The organism is Methylocella tundrae (assembly GCF_038024855.1).
GTDB classification, from domain to species: Bacteria; Pseudomonadota; Alphaproteobacteria; order Rhizobiales; family Beijerinckiaceae; genus Methylocapsa; species Methylocapsa tundrae.
On the sequence record NZ_CP139089.1, the window covers coordinates 3,450,627 to 3,472,416 of the forward strand.

At 62.6% G+C, this 21,790-nt stretch carries 15 protein-coding genes, 1 tRNA gene and 1 pseudogene; 11 read left to right on the forward strand and 6 right to left on the reverse strand.

Annotated elements, in window-relative coordinates; all coding sequences use genetic code 11:
* The first annotated feature begins 83 nt into the window (after window positions 1-83).
* On the forward strand, window positions 84-1,202 hold the full coding sequence (gene dinB / locus SIN04_RS18165) for a DNA polymerase IV (RefSeq protein ID WP_134491493.1): 1,119 nt from the start codon (window positions 84-86) through the stop codon (window positions 1,200-1,202).
* 1,321 nt (window positions 1,203-2,523) lie between these two features.
* Here dinB and SIN04_RS18170 read toward each other — a convergent pair.
* Both SIN04_RS18170 and SIN04_RS18175 read right to left on the reverse strand, forming a co-directional pair.
* A complete protein-coding gene (locus tag SIN04_RS18170) occupies window positions 2,524-4,221 on the reverse strand; it encodes a SulP family inorganic anion transporter (protein WP_134491495.1) in 1,698 nt (565 codons plus the stop codon).
* A 176-nt stretch (window positions 4,222-4,397) separates the two neighbouring features.
* A tRNA-Glu gene (locus tag SIN04_RS18175) sits at window positions 4,398-4,473 on the reverse strand.
* Between the two features lie 140 nt (window positions 4,474-4,613).
* On the opposite strand from SIN04_RS18175, the gene SIN04_RS18180 reads away from it, so the two are divergent.
* A complete protein-coding gene (locus tag SIN04_RS18180; protein WP_134491497.1) occupies window positions 4,614-6,020 on the forward strand; it encodes a cytochrome P450 in 1,407 nt (468 codons plus the stop codon).
* 20 nt (window positions 6,021-6,040) lie between these two features.
* On the opposite strand, the gene thpR is transcribed toward SIN04_RS18180, so the two are convergent.
* Window positions 6,041-6,574 (reverse strand): RNA 2',3'-cyclic phosphodiesterase, encoded by a 534-nt coding sequence (gene thpR, locus SIN04_RS18185; RefSeq protein WP_174511899.1) that lies wholly within the window; start codon window positions 6,572-6,574, stop codon window positions 6,041-6,043.
* A 119-nt stretch (window positions 6,575-6,693) separates the two neighbouring features.
* Entirely contained in the window at window positions 6,694-7,473 is a 780-nt protein-coding gene (locus SIN04_RS18190; RefSeq protein ID WP_134491499.1) for an arylesterase, read from the reverse strand.
* A gap of 95 nt (window positions 7,474-7,568) precedes the next feature.
* Here SIN04_RS18190 and SIN04_RS18195 point away from each other — a divergent pair.
* The 4 genes and pseudogenes from SIN04_RS18195 to SIN04_RS18210 form a co-directional block, all read left to right on the forward strand.
* Window positions 7,569-8,171 (forward strand): annotated as a pseudogene (locus SIN04_RS18195) (ABC transporter ATP-binding protein); the annotation flags it as partial.
* Window positions 8,172-8,245: 74 nt separating this feature from the next.
* Window positions 8,246-8,593, forward strand: a complete 348-nt coding sequence (locus SIN04_RS18200) for a cupin domain-containing protein (protein ID WP_134491503.1) — start codon at window positions 8,246-8,248, stop codon at window positions 8,591-8,593.
* Between the two features lie 25 nt (window positions 8,594-8,618).
* Window positions 8,619-11,228: an ABC transporter permease gene (locus tag SIN04_RS18205; protein ID WP_341264119.1), complete on the forward strand. Its 2,610-nt coding sequence runs from the start codon at window positions 8,619-8,621 to the stop codon at window positions 11,226-11,228.
* Between the two features lie 139 nt (window positions 11,229-11,367).
* Entirely contained in the window at window positions 11,368-12,153 is a 786-nt protein-coding gene (locus SIN04_RS18210) for a Bax inhibitor-1/YccA family protein (RefSeq protein ID WP_134491505.1), read from the forward strand.
* 69 nt (window positions 12,154-12,222) lie between these two features.
* Here SIN04_RS18210 and SIN04_RS18215 read toward each other — a convergent pair whose 3' ends face one another.
* Together SIN04_RS18215 and SIN04_RS18220 are read right to left on the reverse strand one after the other, a co-directional pair.
* Window positions 12,223-13,149: a DUF4436 family protein gene (locus SIN04_RS18215; RefSeq protein ID WP_134491507.1), complete on the reverse strand. Its 927-nt coding sequence runs from the start codon at window positions 13,147-13,149 to the stop codon at window positions 12,223-12,225.
* Window positions 13,150-13,154: 5 nt separating this feature from the next.
* Window positions 13,155-13,586 carry a DUF2794 domain-containing protein gene (locus SIN04_RS18220; RefSeq protein ID WP_134491510.1) on the reverse strand — a complete coding sequence of 144 codons (432 nt, stop codon included), beginning with the start codon at window positions 13,584-13,586 and terminating at the stop codon, window positions 13,155-13,157.
* 345 nt (window positions 13,587-13,931) lie between these two features.
* Between SIN04_RS18220 and htpG the strand changes: the two genes are divergently transcribed.
* From htpG to clpB, 5 genes are all read left to right on the forward strand, one after another.
* The gene (gene htpG, locus SIN04_RS18225; protein WP_341264120.1) at window positions 13,932-15,905 is read left to right on the forward strand and encodes a molecular chaperone HtpG; all 1,974 of its coding nucleotides are present in this window, start codon (window positions 13,932-13,934) and stop codon (window positions 15,903-15,905) included.
* A 34-nt stretch (window positions 15,906-15,939) separates the two neighbouring features.
* Entirely contained in the window at window positions 15,940-16,830 is an 891-nt protein-coding gene (gene prmC, locus SIN04_RS18230) for a peptide chain release factor N(5)-glutamine methyltransferase (RefSeq protein WP_134491514.1), read from the forward strand.
* A gap of 448 nt (window positions 16,831-17,278) precedes the next feature.
* On the forward strand, window positions 17,279-18,316 hold the full coding sequence (locus tag SIN04_RS18235) for a DUF4167 domain-containing protein (RefSeq protein ID WP_134492653.1): 1,038 nt from the start codon (window positions 17,279-17,281) through the stop codon (window positions 18,314-18,316).
* A gap of 111 nt (window positions 18,317-18,427) precedes the next feature.
* The gene (locus SIN04_RS20320) at window positions 18,428-18,667 is read left to right on the forward strand and encodes a GCG_CRPN prefix-to-repeats domain-containing protein (protein WP_423136036.1); all 240 of its coding nucleotides are present in this window, start codon (window positions 18,428-18,430) and stop codon (window positions 18,665-18,667) included.
* A gap of 254 nt (window positions 18,668-18,921) precedes the next feature.
* A complete protein-coding gene (gene clpB, locus SIN04_RS18240) occupies window positions 18,922-21,516 on the forward strand; it encodes an ATP-dependent chaperone ClpB (protein ID WP_134491518.1) in 2,595 nt (864 codons plus the stop codon).
* Window positions 21,517-21,790: the final 274 nt, after the last annotated feature.

Sequence of the window (21,790 nt, forward strand, 5' to 3'; positions counted from 1 at the left end):
ATTGTTTGCTCTCGACAACAGATCATCGGATGATGGGCCAGTGTCTTTGATACGAAATCCCCGCGCTTCCCGGCGTGATTCATATGCGCGCACCCGAGCCTGAAGCGCTCGACGGGGATGCGCCGGCTGATGGCGCGCGCCGGAAAATCATCCATGTCGATATGGACGCCTTTTTTGCCTCGGTCGAGCAGCGCGACAATGCGGAGCTGCGCGGCAGGCCTGTCGCCGTCGGTGGTTCTTCCGAGCGAGGCGTTGTCGCGGCGGCGAGCTATGAGGCGAGAAAGTTCGGCGTGCGATCGGCGATGCCATCTGTGACGGCGAAGCGCAAATGCCCCGAACTCATCTTTGTGACGCCGCGCTTCGATGTCTACAAAGCAGTCTCGCTCCAGATCCGCGAGATTTTCGCCGAATATACGCCCCTGATCGAGCCATTGTCGCTCGATGAAGCCTATCTCGACGTCACCGAGAATCTACAAGGCGTCGCGTCGGCGACGGAGATCGCCGAGCAGATCCGCGCGAAGATCCGTCGCGTAACGCATCTCACCGCATCCGCTGGCGTCAGCTATAATAAGTTTTTGGCCAAGCTCGCCTCCGATCATCGCAAGCCCGATGGTCTCTTCGTCATCACGCCGAAGATGGGGGCGCGCTTCGTCGAGACCCTGCCGGTCGAAACATTCCAGGGTGTTGGACCGGCGACGGCGGCGAAGATGAGGCGGCTCGGAATCGAGACAGGACTTGACCTTCGCGCAAGATCTTTGGCTTTTCTTCAACAGAGCTTCGGCAAGTCGGGCGAGGCCTATTACTGGATATCCCGTGGCGTCGATGAAAGGCCGGTGCGCGCCGACCGGGTTCGCAAATCGATCGGCGCGGAAAACACCTTTCCGCGGGATCTGTTTGAATTCGAGCCGATGTGTGAGGCGCTGCGGCCGGTCCTCGCCAAAGTCTGGCGGCATTGCGAGGCAAGCGACATCCGGGGCCGAACTATCACGCTGAAAGTCAAATACGCCGATTTCAAGCAGATCACGCGCAGCCGATCCGGCGAGGACGTCATCGCAAGCCTCGCCGATCTCGAACGTTTGAGTCTTGGGCTGCTTGCGCCGCTTCTGCCGGTCAAAAAAGGCGTGCGCCTGCTCGGAGTTTCGCTTTCCTCGTTGTCGCAGACGCGGGTGAAGGATCGTGGCCAGCTCGCCCTGGCGCTTTGAAAACGCGAGATCCCGCGGGGGCCTGATCGCCGTCACGCGAGCGCACGCGCCGGGGCGTATCGGCGGCCTTTAGCGAAGCATTCGCCGCGAATAAAAGGGAAAATTGATAGGTGCTGAAATATGGCGATATTGCGGCAGCTTACCTTGGCTGTCCAATCACCATTTCCATCGTCATATTTCATTAAATTCAACGCAATCGCCGTGAGGATGGCCCCACGCATCGCCCGAGCGGACGCTTTATTCCAACCACAATCGCGAAGAAACGCCGGGGAACGTGTGGCGGAGAGACCACGCTCGGCGGAGCATGCGGGGCGCAATAGAAAAGCATAAAACCATGAACTTTTTCCGCGGGCGCCCGTTAGAGCGCTCACGACACGCAAAACCCAAGGAGCCGTATTCATGAAGCTTGGAACTCTATTCGCCGCAATGGTCGCGATTACGCCGGGCGTCGCCCTTGCCCAGTCGATGAGCCCTCCCGATCAAGGCTCGCGTTCCGCGCCCGCGACAGTTGGGCCCGAAGGCCGCTCCGCCGCCGATAGCCCGGAGGGGCCGGTTGGGACCTCAGGCCATCCATCGGATATGACGGGAACACCGTCAATGGCGCCGTCCAGCGGTAACACGCCATCTGGAGAGCCGGACTCGGGGATGGGCCGCGGCGATAAGTGAGCCGCCTTGACGCCTGCCAAGGAATAGCCCCGTACGGGGCTATTTTTTGTTTTCCCTGGCGGTGGCTCCCTTCGCTTTGCGTCCGTCTGCGGGCTTCCCGCTTTTCTCGCCAGCGAAGGTTGTACCGCGCTTAGGGCGGCGCTAGGGCCGACTTAATCGCCAAAGGCCGCTCTTGCCCGCCCATGCCCGTGGACCGCCGTCCGCTTTCGCGCTCCTGACGATATTGAACTGTTAAATAATAAGAATAGTTACTTGCATAAAAAAGAAGTAATTAACAATTCAGTCTTGCTATTCGGCCCCATTTGTATCAGTATTCAACTGTTAGCTAACCAATATACGACCACGTGAAAATTTCAACTTATAGTACTGACGTCTACAGCGGATCCGTTCTGGTTTGGAAGCAATATTTTAGGAACGCACGTTATTAGCCGTCTAGTGATCACTAAATTTTTTCAAAAGGCGTTAGTCCGCCATATTTCATTACCTAGTCCTTGATAGTGCGCGAAGGATTGGCGTCCCCCCGCCAGTCCTTCGTTCGCGTGCGTGCGGCTTTTTGCCGGGCTCCTTTCGTGTGCTTAAGCCACAGCTCATCCGCAACTATTGCTTGTGACTGGGGCTTGTTTGAGCCGGACCATTTTTGGAGCCGGCCGGGCCTTCACCCGCCGCCGCCGAGCGCCGCATCAAGCGTTACGACCCTTTCGAGCCCCCCGACTTTTTCACCGATGCCGTCCGCTCGCAGCAGATCGCGGACCCGTCCATGCGCCCCGATGATTCGCAGCACGATGCCACGAGCGGCAAGTTCGCTGTGCAACTCATGCAGCATTCGAGAACCCGCGAGATCAAGGTAGGGCGATGCCGAGAGATCGCAGATCATCAGGCGGATGTCGGACGGAGCTGATGCGGCAAGGCGGTTCAGAACCGTCTCGAGCACAGAGCTGGCGTTGACGTAGATCAGCGACGCTTCGGGACGGAAGGCGATGACGCCGGAGATCGGCTCGTTTTCCGGGTGCCGGCCGACGTCGGAGTAGCTGTTCGTGCCGGGAACGCGGCCAAGAAACGCCACATGCGGGCGTGACGCACGGGCCAGCAGCATCAGGACGGACGCCAGCGCAGCGAGGAGGATGCCTTGAAGTATGCCCAGCAACAGGACGCCGAAAAGAGCAATCGTTGCAGCGTAGAAATCGAGCCGGCTTACCCGCCACATGCGGAACAGCGCCGGAAAATCCAACAATCCGGACACGGCCGTCAGAACGACGGCGGCCAGAATTGCCTTGGGCAGGTTTTCCAGCAGCCCTGTGAGGAAGAGCAGGCATATGGCAAGCGTCATCGAGGCAAAGACAAGGGCGAGTGGCGTGCGTGCGCCGGCCTTGTCGTTGACGGCTGTCTGCGACAATCCGCCTGCGACAGGATAGCCTTGGCCCAGCGCCGTCGCGAGATTTGCCGCGCCGATCCCGAGCAGCTCTTGCCGCGTGTCGAGAGCATATCCATGCTTTGCGGCGAAGGCGCGTGCGGCGGAGACGCTTTCAATATAGGCGAGCAGCAGGCATCCGGCGGCCAGAGGAACTATGCCCTCTATATCGCGCAGCCGCAACGCCGGACCTTCCAGCGTGGGTAAGCCTGCCGGAATCTTTCCCGTCGTTGGCACGCCGAGAGCGGGAAGCCCCAGCACGGATGCGATCACGATCGACAGCGCAACAACGCCGAGCGCGACCGGTTTACCCGGCAGCAGGCGCTCGCCGACTGTCAGCAGCACGATCGCGACGGCGCCGACCGCAAGCACGAGGGAATGCGTCTCGCCTAATTGTCCGGCAAACAGAATCACCCGTTCAAAGAAATTGTGCCCGCCGCCCGGCGCTCCAATGAGGCTTGGCAGCTGGGTCGCGGCAATCGTCAAGCCCGCCCCCGCCTTGAACCCAACAAGTATGCTGTCGCTAACCAGCTTAATGAGCACGCTGAGCTTCAACGCCCAGGCGATCAGGCAAAGGGCTGCTACGGTGAAACCCGTAAGGCTGGCGATCTGTGCGTAGCGTTGCGCGTCCCCGGCCGCCATCGCGCCCACGGTTCCGGCAATCATAAGTGAAATGGCGGATGTGGGCCCGATCGCCAGTTGACGCGACGATCCGAGCAAAGCGTAGCCAAGTCCACCCAATAAATAGCCGTATACGCCAACTTGCGGAGGCAATCCGGCCAGTCCGGCATATGCAAGAGAGACGGGAATGCCGTAGGCCGCGAGGGTCACGCCGGCGACGATGTCAGCGGGCAGCCAGGCGGCGCGGTATTCCGCGAGCCAGCGAACCGACGGGATATGCCAAAGCCGCGTCAGTCTAATCCGGCGGCCCGTCGATTCCTTCATGCGCCGCGCCTCGACACTGCCTGGTGGAATCCGGTCGATCGTGCTTGATCTCGTCCTGCTCTGGAATAATGCAGGCCTGAGCCTGAGCCGATAATCGGGATCGGCGCCTCGAACAGGCCGTCATCGCCTGAGCACCAATCCGCAATCCGCGCCGATGTTCGACGTTTTGACGCAATTGGCGCTCCCTAGGGGAATCGAACCCCTGTTTTCGCCGTGAGAGGGCGACGTCCTAGACCGCTAGACGAAGGGAGCGCAGCGCGTGAAACAGGCTTTTATATCGGCGCGGCCACGCCTGCAAGCCAATCGTCGCTGTTGTTTTGTTGAATTGGTTCGGCGCCCGTCCCGACAGGAACGGCTCTTGCGCGCGCCGGCTCGCGGCATAGACTGACGCGATGACGGATGTTTCCTCCCATGCGACGGCTCTGCCTCGCCCACCCGCGCCGGTTCCGCTTGCCGCGCCGCTCGGGCCAATCTCCACGATGCGCGTCTTGCGCAAAAATCCAATCGAGACCTGGACCCGCGCCCATTTCGAATTGCCGATCATCATCGGTCCGACGATCCTCGGCACGATCGCGGTCATCAATGAACCGGCGGCGATCAGGCGCGTCCTGCTCGACAACGCCGCCAATTACAATAAGGACGCTTTGCAAAAGCGCGTCCTCGGCGAAGGTCTGCGCGAGGGATTGCTCATCGTCGAAGGCGACGAGTGGCGCGCGCAGCGCCGCACCCTCGCGCCTCTGTTCACGCCGAAAAACATCGCCTCTTTTGCCGCCGCCACGGATGAAGCGGCGAAAGAACTCGTCGCGCGATGGCTGCGGCTGCGCCAGGGGCGAATGTTCGACATTCAACCCGAAATGGCGCGGGTGACGCTCGACGTGCTCGGCCGCACCATCTTTTCCGATGGGCTCGGGCGCGATCCGTCCGAGTTCACCGCCGCGCTCACGCGCTATTTCCTCACGCTCGGGCGCCTCGATCCGTTCGATCTCCTTGATTTCCCCGATTGGGTGCCGCGCTGGACCAAACTGACCAGCGGCGCCGCGCTGAATTTTTTTGAGGACGTCGTCGACGCCATCATTGAGCGCCGCAAGCGGCTGCTGGCCCAAAAGGGCGCCGCCGCGCCGCGCGACATACTGACATTACTGCTGGAGGCCGAGGATCCGCAGACCGGCGTGGGCCTTAGCGATGCTGAAATCAGGGCCAATATCGTGACCTTCATCGGCGCCGGTCATGAGACGACCGCCAATGCGCTGATCTGGTCATTGTTTTTGCTCTCGATGTCGGAGGAATGGCGCCAGCGCCTCGCGGCTGAGGCCGACGCGGTGCTGCCCGGCCCCATCGAGCATTACGCCGAAAGGCTGGTCGAGACCAAAGCCGTGATCGAGGAGGCGATGCGGCTTTATCCGCCGGTGGCGAGCATGAGCCGTCACGCGCTCGACTGCGATACGCTCGCCGGCCGTCGCATTCGCAAAGGCGCGCTCGTCATGGTGTCGCAATGGGTGCTGCACCGGCATAAGCTTTTATGGGATCAGCCGGATGTCTTTGATCCGCGCCGCTTCCTTCCAGGCGCCCGTGAAAAAATCGACCGCTTCGCCTATCTGCCATTCGGCGCCGGCCCTCGCGTCTGCATCGGCGCGGCCTTCGCCTTGCAGGAGGCCGCGATCATCCTCGCCCACGTCGTGCGCTCGTTCACCCTCGAGGTTCCAAAGGGTCACGAGGTGAAGCCCGTGCAGCACATTACGCTGCGGCCGGAAGGCGGCCTGCCGATGATCCTGCGGCGGCGCACGCGCTCACACAATTGAGGCGGGCGCCGGGCAAAATCTTAACCCAGCGGGTAGGCCGCCTCGATGACGTAGGGGCCGCCGCCGGTCGAGGCCCGGGACGAAAAAAGCACGAAGCGCTGCGCCTCGAAACGGCGCGAAAAGAAAAAGCCGCGCGTCGAGAGATAATCGGCGACCGCCATGGAGGACGCCGCCCGCAGCCGCGCCAAGGTGACATGCGGCGTAAATTTGCGCGGCTCGGGCGGAATGCCCATGCGCCGCAGCAGCCGCTCCTGTTGCGCCTGAAGCTCCACGAGGGGCGTCGCGGGCTTCGCCTTGGCGACGATCGCTCTTGGTTTGTCGCCGCCAAAGGAGCTCAGCGTCTCGATCTCGACGGTGAAGGGTTTGCGCCGGATTTGCTCCAGCGAGGCATGCACGTCGCGTGCGGTGGCGTCATCGATGTCGCCGATGAAGCGCAAGGTGATGTGGTAGTTTTCGACGTCGATCCAGCGCGCGCCGTAGATGCCGCCGCGCATCATGGCGAGGTCCATGGCGAGATCTGGAGGAATCTCGAGGCCGGTGAACAGGCGAGGCATGGTCCCTCCTTAAAATACTGGAGTGAAAAGCCGAATCGCGCGGCCATCGCCGAACTGGCTCTATCTAGCAAATTTTCTTCGCGGCGAAAATCGGCTCATGCTGCGGGCGCGAAAAATTCTCAGCCGCGCGCCGGCTTATCCCCAAGCTCGGCGAGAAGCGCCCGGACGCTCGGCAGGATGTTCTGGACGATTTCTTTAACGCCGTCCGGATTGGGGTGAAGCCCGTCGGCAAGCTTGAGATCGGGCCGGTCGGCGACGCCATCGAGAAAGAAGGGGTAGAACAGGGCGCCATATTCGGCGGCGAGTTCGGGATAGATGGCGTCGAACTGCGTTTGATAGTCTTTGCCAAGGTTCGGGCTCGCCAGCATCCCGGCGAGCAGAACCTTGACGTCCTTCTCTTTGAGTTTCGCGAGAATGGCCTCAAGGGCGGATTTCGTCACCTTGGGGTCGGTTCCGCGCAGCATGTCATTCGCGCCGAGTTCGAGGATGAGGCCATCCGCGCCATCGCCGATCGCCCAGTCGAGCCGCGCAAGGCCGCCCGATGAGGTGTCGCCGGACACGCCGGCATTGGCGATGGCGACGCGATAGCCCTCCTTGTGGAGCGCGGTCTCGAGCACGGCGGGAAAAGCCGCATTGGCCGGCAGGAGATAGCCGGCCGTCAAACTATCGCCGAATGCAATCAGTTTTGTCACTCGAGGGTTTTCTTCCGCGGCGGCGCTCCGGCGTCCGGCGTCAAGCGGAAGCGCCAGCAGCAGCGCGGCGCCAGTCTGGAGGACGCCTTGGAGAAAGTCGCGGCGATCCCTATATCGGACAGGCTCAGCCCGCGCATTGGCGATCGGGGCCTGCGCCGGGGAATTGAGGCGGCGCGGGTCTGTTTGCGGCGGCGTTTTGGATGTCATGGATGCTTGAACCCGCTGTTGAACTCGAAAACGTGCATCTAAGCCTTGGCCGCGGCGCGGCGCGGGTTCATATCCTCAAAGGGCTGTCACTTAAAATTGCTCGCGGCGAGACGGTCGGACTCGTCGGACCATCGGGATCGGGCAAATCGACCCTTCTGATGGTGCTTGCGGGTCTTGAGCGGCCGGATTCGGGAACTGTCAAAATCGCTGGCGCTAGCCTCAACGGCCTCAGTGAGGACGCGCTGGCGCGCTTTCGCGGCGCGAATATCGGCATCGTCTTCCAATCCTTTCACCTCATCCCGACCATGACGGCTCTCGAGAACGTCGCAATTCCTCTTGAGCTGGCGGGCGCGGGCGACGCCTTTTCGCGCGCCGAGGCTGAACTTCAGTCCGTTGGACTGAAAGATAGGTTGCGGCATTATCCAGCGCAATTGTCGGGCGGCGAACAGCAAAGAGCAGCGCTCGCAAGAGCCCTTGCGCCGAACCCCTCAATTCTCGTCGCCGACGAGCCGACCGGCAATCTCGACGCCGCCACAGGGGCGAGCATCATCGAGCTGATGTTCGCGCTAAGGCGCGATCGCGGCGCGACCCTCGTTCTCGTCACGCATGATCCCGGTCTCGCCGCCAGATGCGACCGCACGGTCAAGATCAGTTCCGGCCGCGTCGAGCAAGAGGAGCCATTGGCTGTTCCGCTTTAGCGCCGCGATTTTTTGCGTATATGGAGGTTTGCCATAATCTGGATCGAGATGGCCTATCGCAACAGGATGGCGGCATGATCGATTCGGCGTCGGCGCATGATGGCGTTGGCAATCTCTTCGACATCGCCGCCCTCGACACGCGCGCGGAGCGGTTCACGCCTCTGGTCGAGGCGAAAAATCTAAAGATCGAGCGCATCGTCTCGACCGGGCAGGCGAGCCCGCCGGGGTTTTGGTACGATCAGGATCTCGCCGAATGGGTGCTTGTGCTCGCCGGATCGGCGGCGTTGCGCTTCGAGGGGGAGGCCCATCCACGGGTTTTGCATCCCGGCGATTGGCTGCTCATCCCCGCGAAGCAAAAGCATCGCGTGGAATGGACCGACAAATCGGGCGCGACCATCTGGCTCGCCGTCCATTTCAGCTGATGTCTCCATTCGAGAAGGCGCCTGCATGAACGAGCTGGGAACTGCGCCGGTCCGCGCGAAAGACGCGCGGGCGGAGGCGGGACGGGCGATGCGCTTGCCTTTCGTCTTGAGGGTCGCATGGCGCGATCTGCGCGGAGGCCTCGGCGGGTTCGGCATTTTCCTCGGCTGCATCGCGCTTGGCGTAGCCGCGATCGTTGGCGTCGAATCGGTTTCGCTTTCGCTGCAGGACGGTCTTGCGCGCGATGGCCGCGCGATCCTCGGCGGCGATCTCTCATTCGATCTCGCCCAGCGTGAAGCGACGGCCTCCGAGCGCGCCTTTCTGGCCGCGAGCGGACGCTTGTCGTCGGTCGCTCTGATGCGCGCCATGGCGCGCCGCCAGAACGGCGAGGCGGCAATGGTCGAGATCAAGGCGGTCGATGCGCTTTATCCACTGGCTGGCGAGGTCGGCCTCGAGCCGGAGCAATCCCTCGACGGCGCGCTGTCGGAGCGAGACGGTGTTTTTGGCGCCGCCGTCGATCCGGCCCTTTTGCCGCGGCTTAACCTTGCGATCGGCGATCTGATTTCAATTGGCGATGCGCGCTATCAGTTACGCGCGCTTCTGACCAAGGAGCCGGACCAGTTGGCGGGAGGCGTCGGCTTCGGCCCGCGCCTCATGATGAGCGAGGCGGGGCTTCGGGCGACGGGGTTGCTGCAGCCGGGCGCGCTCACCCATTGGCTCTATCGCGTGGCGCTTGGCTCGCCGTCGGCGCCTGCGGGCGACGCCGCCGTCGATGACGCCGCCAATCATGCGCGCGCCGACTTGCCGGACGCCGGCTGGGAGATGCGCACGCGAAAAAACATATCGCCGCAGTTTTCGCGCAACCTCGACCGTTTTACGCAATTCCTGACCCTTGTCGGGCTGACCTCCCTGATCATCGGCGGCGTCGGCGTCGCCAATGCGATCCGCGCCCATGTCGAGCGCAAGCGCCAGACGATCGCGACGCTGAAATCACTCGGCGCCAGTGGCGCGGCGGCCTTCGCCATGATGCTGACGGAGGTCATGCTGGTCGCCTGTCTCGGCATCGCGTTTGGCGCCTTGATCGGCGCCGCCATGCCTTTCATCGCCGTCTGGGGATTTGGCGCGCTGCTTCCTTTTCCGCTTGTCCCTTCGATTCACCCGAGCGCGATCGGCGAGGGGGCGCTCTATGGCTTCTTGACCGCGCTGAGCTTTTCCATCGGTCCGCTCGGCGTTGTGCATGACGTGCCGGCGCAGGCGATTTTTCGCGAGAGCGTCGAGCCGCTGCGGGCCTGGCCGCGACCGCGTTATATTTCGCTGACGCTCGCCGCCGCCTGCGCCCTTGTCGCGGCCGCGCTGCTGTTTTCCAGCGACCGCAAGCTCGCGCTAATCTATCTTGGCGCGACGCTCGCGGCCTTTGTCCTGCTGCGCCTCGTCGCTCTCGCCATCATATTTTTCGCGCGGAGGCTGCCGCATGTGCGCAACGTCGCGCTGCGCCTTGCGATCGGCAACATCCATCGTCCTGGCGCCCTGACCGCCTCGGTCGTGCTGTCGCTCGGTCTTGGCCTCGCCCTCCTCGTCACGCTCGCGCTGATCGACGGCAATCTTCGCGGCGAGCTCAAGGCCGGCAATGCGGGAACGGCGCCAAGCTTCTTTTTTCTCGACGTGCAGGGCGCCGAGGCGGGCGCTTTCACGCAATTCCTGAAAGAGCGCGCGCCCGATGGCAAAATCGAGCTGGTTCCAATGCTGCGCGGACGCATCGTCAAGCTGAACGGCCTGTCGACCGATCTCGCACGGCCGAAGGAGAGCGCGGCCTGGGCGCTGCGGGGCGATCGGGGCGTCACATTCGCGGATAGTCTCCCCGCCGGGTCGACGCTCGTCAAAGGGCAATGGTGGCCGAAGGATTACGGCGGCCCGCCGCTGATTTCGCTGGAAAGCGAAATCGCGGACGGTCTGGGGCTCGAGATCGGCGACGAAATCGCCGTCAATGTTCTCGGCCGCACGATTGTCGGCGCTGTCGCCAATATCCGAAAGGTGAACTGGCGCAGCTTCGGCATCAATTTCGTGCTGATTTTTTCGCCGAACACATTCGCTGGCGCGCCTTATACCGATCTCGCGACGCTGACTTTTCCGGCCGGCGCCGATCAGGCCCGCGAAATGAGCCTTTTGCGCGAGAGCGCCGCCGCCTTTCCCGCTGTGACGAGCATAAGGGTCAAGGATGCGCTCGAGGCTGCGAGCGCCATCTTGGCGGAGCTTGCCGCCGCCGTCAGGGGCGCTTCGAGCGTCGCGCTGCTCGCATCGATCCTGGTGCTCGGCGGCGCCGTCGCGGCGGGCCAGCAGGCGCGCGTGCATGACGCCGTGGTTCTAAAAACCCTCGGCGCCACACGCGGGCGGCTTCTTGCCGCGTTCCTCTATGAATATGGCCTCATCGGCTTCGCCACGGCCCTTTTTGGCGTCGCGGCCGGCGCAGCCGCCGCCTATGGCGTGTTGCGGAAGATCATGGATCTCGACTTTATATTCTTCTGGCGCGAGGCGCTCGGCAGCGCCGCCGCCGCGCTGATCCTCACCATCCTGCTTGGGTTGATCGGAACCTTTCGCATCCTCGGGCGCAAGCCGGGGCCCTATCTGCGCGATCTTTGACTTTGGCAACCTTAAGTATAGTTCATGTTGCGCGCCCTTGAATGGGGTTGGCCTCTGGGCCATATTGGATCATACGCTGGCGTGTCAGAAACGGCGGCGGCCGGGGGCGGTGAAGCCTCCATAACTTCCAGAGGAACTCATGTCCGACTTCGACCGCAACGCAAGCGCCCGCTGGGGTCAGGGCGTCGCACGGGCAGGTCGCGCCGAAATCGACCAGGGCCTGCGCACCTTTATGCTCGGTGTTTACAATAATATGGTGGTGGGCCTCGCCTTGACCGGTTTGGTGGCGCTCGGCGTGAACATGCTCGCCACGACCGGCGACGCGTCGCAGGCCGCCGCAAGGATGGGCAGCATCAATCTGACGGCGTTCGGCGCGGCCATCTATGGCAGTCCGCTGCGTTATGTGCTGATGTTGGCGCCGCTTGCCTTCGTGCTGTTCTTTTCGTTCCGCATCAACCAGATGTCGGCTTCGTCCGCGCGCGCCCTGTTCTTCGCCTTCGCGGCGGCGATGGGCCTCTCGCTGTCGTCGATTTTGCTGATTTACACCGGCAATTCCGTCGCCAGGGCTTTCTTCATCACCTCCGCGGCGTTCGGCGGCCTCAGCCTCTACGGCTACACAACGAAGCGTGACCTCTCCGCGATGGGGGCGTTCCTCGTCATGGGACTGATCGGTCTCGTCATTGCGAGCGTCGTTAACCTCTTTGTCCAGAGCTCGGCTTTCCAGTTCGGCCTGTCGATCCTCTCGGTCCTCATCTTCTCGGGCCTCACCGCCTGGGATACGCAGGCGATCAAGGAAATGTATTACGAGAGCGACGGCCATGAGGTCGCGACCAAGAAATCCGTGAATGGGGCTTTGATGCTTTATCTGGATTTCATCAATATCTTCCAGTCGCTCCTCTACCTCAGCGGCAGCAGGAACAATTAAGCCCCGCTCGGGCACGGTTAAGGAAGGCTCCGCGCAGGCGGGGCCTTTTTTTTTGATTTGGCCTTCGCCTTATGGCGGCGGACCGCGTCGCGCCCAGGCCGCCACGAAGAGCGCGAGGCCGAGGATGACCCCGATCTGAACCCAGAGAAAGACGAAGGCGTCGGCGCGAACGCCGAGGGGCGGGGCGCCCGGCAACACGTTGCGCAGCATCGGCACGGCGAAGATCATCGCTCCGAGGGCGCCGGTCAAGGCCGCTTCGATCTTGCGCGCGCCGAGGAAGACGAGGCCTCCGATCGTCAACGCGCTGGCGGCGAGGAGGATCATTCCGGCGAAGACGACGAACGCGAAAAGGATCTGCGCGGAAGGGCGCTGCGCCCGCACATGGAGCGACAGCCCCTTGTCGCCAGCTGCGGCGTAGCGAGGGGACATTGCGACCTCCCAGCTGGCGATATTCTCCCATGTCCTAAGGCGCAGGGGGACGCTGATTCCGCCGGCGGCGTCCTTGCCCTCGATCGCCCGGATCCGCAACGTCCCGTCGTAACGGTCGAGCGGATAATTCTCGAATGGGCCGTCCACGCTGAGCGAAAGCGTCTTCGAAATCGCCGGCTGTCCGGCCTGCAGTGCGATCTCCTGGACGTCGCCGCCGTCGTTCACTTCGACCAGAATGTCCGTTCCAGGCAAGCCGGGAAAGCGCGGGGCGCCGGAGTTGCTTTGGGTCGCAAAGTCGAGCCGCACCTCGATCGCCTGTCGCGCCGGCTCTACGGCGAGCACCTCAAGGTAAATGTCGAGCGGCGGCCTCGCGTCCGCTTGCCGTTCCCGAAAGACGGATTCCGTGGGTTCAGTGAGGTGGTAGAAATCCGAAATCAGGACGGCATAGCCCACCCCAAGGACCGACAGGGCAAGGCACAGGGCCGCAAGACGCGGGCGCCGGATACGGGCGGCTGGCGCGGCTTGACCATCCGGCGGGGCGGCGTCGGGGGTGGGCGATGCATTCAAGTAGTCTACCCCGAGACGAGCTTCAGTCTCTTGTCGAGAATGGCTATCACGCGGCGCAGATCATGGCCACGCTTCAGCACAAGGCCCGTCGTCGCGACGACGCTATAGGCGCCCTGCTTCTTAGCCAGTTTCGGGGTTTTCTCGATCCTGAACAGGGCGCATTCCGAAGCGCGGCGGTAGATCGAGAACACGGCCTTTTGCGGCGTGAAATCGACGGCGTAATCGCGCCACTCGCCCTCGGCGACCTTGCGGCCGTAAAGATTTAAGATCTCGCGCAGTTCGAACCGGTCGAACGACACCGTCTCTGAGCCATGAACCGGGGGCGCGCCTGCAACGAGGCGCGGCGAGACGGGAGCAGCGCGGGAGGCGAACGCCTGCACCCTGCCGTCGGTCATGATCGGAAGGCGGCTATCCTCGGCAGGCTCCGGATCATTCATGCGTTTTGCTGCTCACGGCCAGGAACGGGCGGCATCATCGCGCGCTGATTAGGGCAGGGCAAGGCCTATCTTGACGCTTGTGCGACAGATCCGGCGCAGCCGTTTTCCACGCTCGCGGCACTTGCATCGAAGCTGCGCAAAGGCAATATCAGCGCCTTGCGGGGCCGCGCGCGCCGCCAAGGAGCGGGCGTGGCTTATTTACGCGCCTCCATTCGACGTGATGCCGAAAAGTTGCCGACTTTTCGGACCCGTATCATGCGTCAGAGCAAAGGCTTAGAGAGCAAAATGCGATTTGGCGCATTCTGCTCCGGACGGAAATTGATTTTGAGGAAAGAGTCGCTCGTCATGTCAGAAGCTGCTGGTCAATCCCAATCCTTTCAGGCACAGCCTTTTCAGGCCGATGTCGCCAGGCTGCTCCATCTCATGGTGCATTCGATCTATTCGGACCGCGATATTTTTCTGCGCGAATTGCTGTCCAACGCCGCCGACGCCTGTGAGAAATTGCGTTACGAGGCGCTTGCCGATCCTGCCCTCGCGAAGCAGCCCTTCAACATCACGATTGGCGTCGACAAGGATGCCGGAACCCTCGCCATCGAGGACAATGGCGTTGGCATGACGCGCGAGGACCTCGCCGATTCGCTCGGCACGATCGCGCGCTCCGGCACCCGCGCCTTTCTCGACCGGCTTGGCGCGAGGCCCGAAAGCGGCGAACTGTCCCCGCAAGAAGCCGAGGACGTGCGAGAGACCGAGCTGGAGAGCAAAGGCGGGGCCCATGTGGACCTTATCGGCCAATTCGGCATCGGCTTCTATTCGGCCTTCATGGTCGCCGATCGTGTCGAGGTCTTCTCCCGGCGCGCCGGATCGGACGAGGCTTTCGTCTGGAGTTCCGACGGCAAGGGGTCTTTTACCATTACGCCGCTCGACCTCGACCATGCGCCGGAGCATGGGACGCGCGTCGTGCTTCATCTGACCGAGGCCTCAAAAGACTATCTCGACGCGCACAAGATCGAAGGGATCGTGCGTGAACATTCAAGCGCGCTCGCGGCGCCGATCGAACTCGTCGAATCGCCAGACGCCGAGCCGCGCCGGCTTAGCGATGGCCAGGCGCTCTGGACGAAGCCCAAGAGCGCTATCACGCCGGAGGAATACGCTGATTTCTATCATACGCTCGCCGGCCAGTTCGACGCCCCGGCCCTGACCGTCCATTGGCGCGCGGAAGGGCGTCACGAATACACGGTTCTCGCCTTCGTGCCGTCCTCGCGCCCGTTTGATCTCTTCAATCCAGAGCGTCATGGCCGCGCCAGGCTTTATGTCCGCCATGTTCTGATCACCGACGACGCCGACGTTCTGCCAAGATGGCTGCGCTTCGTGCGGCTTGTCGTCGATTCCGCCGATCTTCCGCTGAACGTCTCGCGTGAGATGATCCAGGAAAGCCCGGTCTTTGGCGCGATCAAGAAGGGCGTCGCCAACAAGATTCTGCACGAACTCACAAAGCTTGCCGAAAATGATTCCGCCAAATTCGACGACGTCTGGAAGCATTTTGGCGTCGTATTGAAAGAGGGACTTTATGAGGAGCCCGAAAAGCGCGACGCTTTGTTCGCGCTGGCGCGGTTTGCGAGTTCGTCCCACCCCGAGGGCGGGCGCACGCTGAAGGACTATATCGCCGGCCTCAAGGAAAATCAGACGGCGATCTATTATCTCCTTGGCGATGATCTGAAACGGCTCGCGGCGAGCCCCCAGCTCGAAGGATTTGCCGCTCGCGGCGTCGAGGTTTTGCTCCTGCCAGATCCGATCGACGCCTTCTGGGTCTCGACCGCCGTCGGATATGAGGGCAAGCCTTTCAAATCCGTAACGCAGGGCGCAGCCGACATCGCCTCGATCCCGCTGCTCGACGCTGCGGCCGGCGAAGCCCCCGAGGCGCAGCCGCCAGCCGGCCTCGCGGCTCTTTTCGCGCTGATGAAACAGACCCTTGAAGACTCGGTGGCCGAGGTGCGCGCGTCCGACAGGCTGGCGCAGAGCCCGGCCTGCCTCATCGCGCCGGACCGCGGCCCTGACCGGCGGCTCGAACAACTGCTCGCCGAACATGGTCAGCTCGGCGCAGCGACGAAGCCGATTCTTGAGATCAATCCTAAACATCCTCTGATCCAGGCGCTGGCGTCCCTTGTCGGCTCGCCCGACAGGCAGAAGATTGAGGACATCACTTGGCTGATCTTCGACGAGGCCCGCCTGATGGAAGGCGAAAAGCCGGCCAATGCGCCGGAATTCGCCACCCGATTGACTCGGATTCTGCTCGAGGCGGCGGAGCGGTCGTCGGCGTGAGGGCGTTGAGGCGCAAAAAGGGGCGCTCGCCGCGGTGAAATCGGACAGCGCCTTCGGATTCGACGCTGCGACGCCGCGCGATGAGGCGCGGCGCATTTTGGCGCGCGCCTTCGCCGATGGCGAGATTGCGTCCGCCGAACTTGATGCGCGCGTCCTGCTCTGCGCGGCATTGGAGATCGATCACGCGGGACTTGTGCGCGATCCCGACGCGCCCCTCGGCCAAGGCGCGGATCGTCTCAAGACCCTCGCCTCGCGGCGTCTCGGCAGGGAGCCGGTTTCCCGAATCCTCGGGTACCGGGAATTTTGGGGCGCGCGATTCGCGCTGGGCTCGGCGACCCTTGATCCGCGCCCAGACACGGAAACCCTGATCGAGGCCGTGCTCGATCATTTTGCCGGGGATATCGAGGGAAGCTGGCGCATCCTTGATCTCGGCGCGGGCTCGGGCGCCATTCTGAGCGCTCTGCTGCAAGGCCTGCCGGGCGCGTTTGGCGTCGGAGTCGACCTTTCGCCAGCTGCCTGCGCCGTGGCGAGCAGCAATCTTTCCGCGCATGGGCTGGGCTCTCGCGGACAAATCATCTGTGGCGACTGGGCGTCTGCTTTGAGCGCGCGCTTCGATTGCATCGTCTCCAACCCGCCCTATATAGCGAGCAGCGAGATCGAAAGCCTCGCGCCGGAAGTGCGTATTTATGATCCGCGTCTGGCGCTCGACGGCGGCGAAGATGGGCTCGCGGCCTTTCGCGCCATCATCCCCGCAGCCGCGTCGCTGCTCGCCCCTCGGGGCGTCGTCGCACTGGAGTTTGGCGAGGGGCAAGGGGATGCGGTCGCGGCGTTGCTTCGAGAGGCTTCTTTTTCGAATTTCAAGTTCCGACTTGACCTCGGCGGTCGCGAACGTATTATTTTGGCAAGCGAGCTGACCTCGGCCTGATCGCACTTCGGACGCAGCAAATTGTCGCTTGGAGATATTTTCTAAAAGCCCTTGGCGTTTCATTCGAAAGCGGCTAGTTTCACGGAATAAGGATTGCCTTTTCGCTCCTGTAAAGCTGCGGTTAGCGTCGAGATCCACCTGTCCTCGCATAATACGCAGTGTGTGAACGTGGTGAGCCCGCTTCCGGCTAAGCTGAGACGCTCGGCGAAACCGAGGTAACGTCCCCCAAGCTCCAAGATCCTGGCTATACAGGGTCTAGGATTGATGCCACGGAAGCTCCGTGAGTATCGTCACCGGCTGGAGAGCCCAAACAACTGCTCGCGCCTTAACTCTTTGAAAAATGGTTCGATAAGGACCGTGACGACTCGCCCATAAGGCGATGCTCGGGGGTCGCGACTACGGCGCCACTCAAGGATCATCGATGAGACCAGGACAGAACAACAAACGCATGCGCGGTCGACCTAACAGTAATCGCAAAGGGCCGAACCCTTTGACGCGCTCCTATGAATCGAGTGGTCCGGACGTCAAAATTCGCGGCACCGCACATCATATCGGCGAGAAATATCTGCAATTGGCGCGCGACGCGCAGTCCTCGGGGGATCCCGTCACGGCGGAGAGCTATCTCCAGCACGCCGAACATTATTTCCGGCTCATCGCGGTGGCCCAACAGGCGCAGCAACAGAGCGCCGCCGGCTACCAGCGCCAGCCGGGCGACGCCATCGCCGACGAGACCGACGATGGAGACGATTTTACCGGTATTCCAGACCGGTTCGCTTCGCCGCCGGAACGCTTCGCAGCGCCGCAGCCGGCTTTCGCGCCGCAGCCGCAATCCGGCAATCCGCAACAGCCTCAGGATCGCGGCTTTTATGGAAACGGCGGCGGCAGCGCTGAAAAGCAGGGATTTGAACGGCCGGAGCGTGGTCCGCGTCAGGAGCGGGCGCCCTATCAGGAAAGATCCTATCAGGATCGCCCTTATTCCGAGCGCAGCAGCCAGGAGCGTGGCGGCCAGGACCGCGGTGGACAAGAGCGGTATGGTTCGGATCGCGGTGGTCCGTCCAGAGAGCAGGGCTCACGCGAGCCGGCATCCGGCCAGGCGCCGGGACGCGACGCTCCGGGGCGCGAGCAGGAAAGCCGGGCGTCGCGCGGCGGTCGCAGCCAGCGTGATTTTCGTGGCGAGGCCCCGCGCGAGCAGCGCGGCGACAGGGCGCCGGTCGATGATGGCGAACCCAAAGGCCTTCCTGCATTCATAACCGCGCCGGTCCGCGCCGTGTCCGACGCGCTAAGTGAACCGCTCGAAGCAAACGCCAGCGTTGAAACGCTGAATCCCATCGGCGACGGCCACTCGGATGCTGAGCGCGAGCCGAACGGCTTTCACCTGCGGCCGCGGCGCCGGCGTCGCAGCAAGGCGGAGATGGCGATCGATTCGGCCTCCGCCGATGATTCCAATCACGCGGAAAGCAGCGCGAAAGACCCTGTCGGAGATTGATGGGCGAGAGATTTTATCAATCTTAAGGGCCAAGGTCTTGCGCTCGTCGGATTATGGTGTTTCCGTTTCCATGTTGGGACGGAAACAGGTGAAGCCATGATCTCCAAAGCAATGCTCGCCGCCTTGGGAATTTCTCTTTCGCTGACGTCATTCGAGGCTCAGGCTTTGCCGAGCGCTCCGTCGCCGCTGCCGCCGTCTTCCGAGACAATTTTGATTCGGGGCGGCTGCGGATTAGGCTGGCATCGAGGGCCTTGGGGCGGTTGCCGTCCGAATGGCTATTGGCGGCGGCCGGGGCCGCGTTGCTGGTGGCGGGGGACGCCTTGGGGACCGCGCCGCGTCTGCGCGTGGTGATGGCTCCGTCGTAGTCGCGTCCGTGAATGCAAAGATGAAAGCGACCTCGCCATGGCGGCTGAGGCCGCTTCCGGCGGGCCTGACCGTTGTGGCGTAAGCGATTTCTGCGCCGCATCATTTTTTCTGAAGGCGAATAACCTTCCGCCCAGGCTTTTTTTTCCTACATTTGACTCAAGCAACCTGGGTAGCCAGACGAATTGAGTTAAGCCGCCAATGCCCGCCGACGGGTGCTTTTGCGGGGGAGACATACAGCCATGAATTTTGAGAAATACACCGAGAGAGCGCGGGGCTTCGTGCAGAGCGCGCAGTCGCTCGCCATGCGCGAAGGACACCAGCAGTTCACACCCGAGCATCTGCTGAAGGTGCTGCTCGACGACGAACAGGGTCTCGCCGGCGGGCTCATCGACAAGGCGGGGGGGCGCTCGCGCGATGCGCTGGTCGCAACCGATCTCGCTTTGGGGAAATTGCCCAAAGTCGAAGGATCCGGCGCGGGTCAGGTTTATCTGACGCCTGCGCTTGCGCGTCTCTTCGACAATGCCGAGAAGATCGCCGAGAAGGCGGGCGACTCCTATGTGACGGTGGAGCGTCTGTTGCTCGCGCTCGCGATGGAGAAGAACACCGAGGCGGGGAAAATTCTCGAAAAGGCCGGCGTCAATCCGCAGAACCTCAACAAGGCGATCGAGGAATTGCGCAAGGGCCGCACCGCCGACAATGCGACTGCGGAAAACGCCTATGACGCCCTGAAGAAATATACGCGCGATCTGACGGAAGCCGCCCGCACGGGCAAGCTCGATCCGGTGATCGGCCGCGACGAGGAAATCCGCCGCACCATTCAGGTTCTGTCGCGCCGCACCAAGAACAATCCCGTGCTCATCGGCGAACCCGGCGTCGGCAAGACCGCGATCGTGGAAGGCTTGGCCTTGCGCATCGTCAATGGCGACGTGCCGGAAAGCCTGCGCGACAAGAAACTGCTGGCGCTCGATATGGGATCACTGATCGCGGGCGCCAAATATCGCGGCGAGTTTGAAGAGCGGCTGAAAGGCATTCTGACCGAAGTCACCGCCGCGGCCGGGGGCATTATCCTCTTCATCGACGAGATGCATACGCTCGTCGGCGCCGGCAAGGCCGATGGCGCGATGGACGCCTCGAATCTTTTGAAGCCCGCTCTCGCGCGCGGCGAATTGCATTGCGTCGGCGCCACGACGCTGGACGAATATCGCAAGCACGTCGAGAAAGACGCGGCGCTGGCGAGGCGTTTCCAGCCCGTCTTTGTCTCTGAGCCGACGGTCGCGGATACGATTTCGATTTTGCGCGGCCTCAAGGAAAAATATGAGCTGCACCATGGCGTGCGCATCACCGATGGCGCGATCGTCGCGGCGGCGACGCTGTCGCACCGCTACATCGCGGACCGGTTCTTGCCCGACAAAGCCATTGATCTCATCGACGAGGCCAGCGCCCGCCTGCGCATGGCGATCGATTCGAAGCCCGAGGAGCTGGATGAACTCGATCGCCGCATCATCCAGCTGAAAATCGAGCAGGAAGCCCTGAAAAAGGAGACCGACACGGCCTCGAAGGAGCGGCTCGTCAAGCTCGAGTCCGAACTCGCGGAGTTGCAGGAAAAATCCGACGCGCTGACCGCGCGCTGGCACGCCGAGAAGGACAAGCTCGGCTCCGAGCAGAAGCTGAAAGAGCAACTCGAGACCGCCCGCAACGAACTGGTGCAGGCGCAGCGCCGCGGCGAATATCAGCGCGCCGGCGAATTGACCTATGGCGTCATTCCGGACCTCGAACGCAAGCTCGCCGAGATCGAATCGAAGCGCGGCGGCGTCCTCGTCGAAGAGGCGGTGACGCCCGAACATATCGCGCAGGTCGTCTCGCGCTGGACGGGCATTCCGGTCGACAAGATGCTCGAGGGCGAGCGTGACAAATTGCTGAAGATGGAGGAGGCGCTGAGTTCTCGCGTCGTCGGCCAGGCCGAGGCCGTGAAAGCGGTTTCGACCGCGGTTCGGCGCGCGCGGGCGGGGCTTCAGGACCCCAACCGTCCGATCGGCTCCTTTATGTTCCTTGGGCCGACGGGCGTCGGCAAGACCGAACTGACCAAGGCCCTCGCAGCTTTCCTGTTCGACGATGAGAACGCGCTGCTGCGCATCGACATGTCGGAATATATGGAAAAGCATTCGGTGGCGCGGCTGATCGGGGCGCCGCCCGGCTATGTCGGCTATGAGGAAGGCGGGGCCTTGACGGAGGCGGTGCGCCGGCGCCCCTATCAGGTCGTGCTTTTCGACGAGATCGAGAAAGCGCACCCCGACGTCTTCAACATCCTGCTGCAGGTTCTGGACGACGGCCGCTTGACGGACGGGCAGGGTCGCACGGTGGATTTCCGCAATGTGCTGATCATCATGACGTCGAATCTTGGCTCTGAATTCCTGGTGCTTCAGAAAGACGGCGAGGATTCGGGCGCCGTTCATGATGAGGTGATGCAGGTGGTGCGGGCGCATTTCAGGCCTGAATTCCTGAACCGCGTCGACGAAATCATCCTGTTCCATCGCCTGCGCCGCGAGGATATGGGGGCGATCGTCGAGATCCAGCTGAAACGCCTCGCCAAGCTGCTGGAGGATCGCAAGATCGAGCTGGAATTGACTCCCGCGGCGCGGTCGTGGCTGGCGGAAAAGGGCTATGATCCAGCCTATGGGGCGCGGCCCCTGAAGCGCGTCATCCAGAAGAACGTGCAGGACCCTCTGGCCGAACTGATCCTCTCCGGCAAGGTGCATGATGGCGAGCGCGTTCGCATCGGCGCGGATGAGACCGGCCTGCTGATCGGCGAAGACGCGATCCAGGCGGCGGCGTAGCGCCGTAGGGCGGACTTCAAAAACGCGCCCCCGGTCGCCCCGGGGGCGCGAAAATGGCGAGGCCGCGGCTTTTTGCCGGTCTGCGCCGCCGCCGTCCACGCAAGTGATCTCGCTCGGAAAGCGCAGATGTGGACAGGTCGCCGAAAAGGCCGCAAACCGGGCCAAAAAACATTAAAAAACATGACCTTCGCAGACGTTTCGTCTATAAGGGAAGGCTGTCGGCGTCGCCTTGGCGAGATGCGCCGGAAATCAACGCTTTACAAAGAAAGTCCGC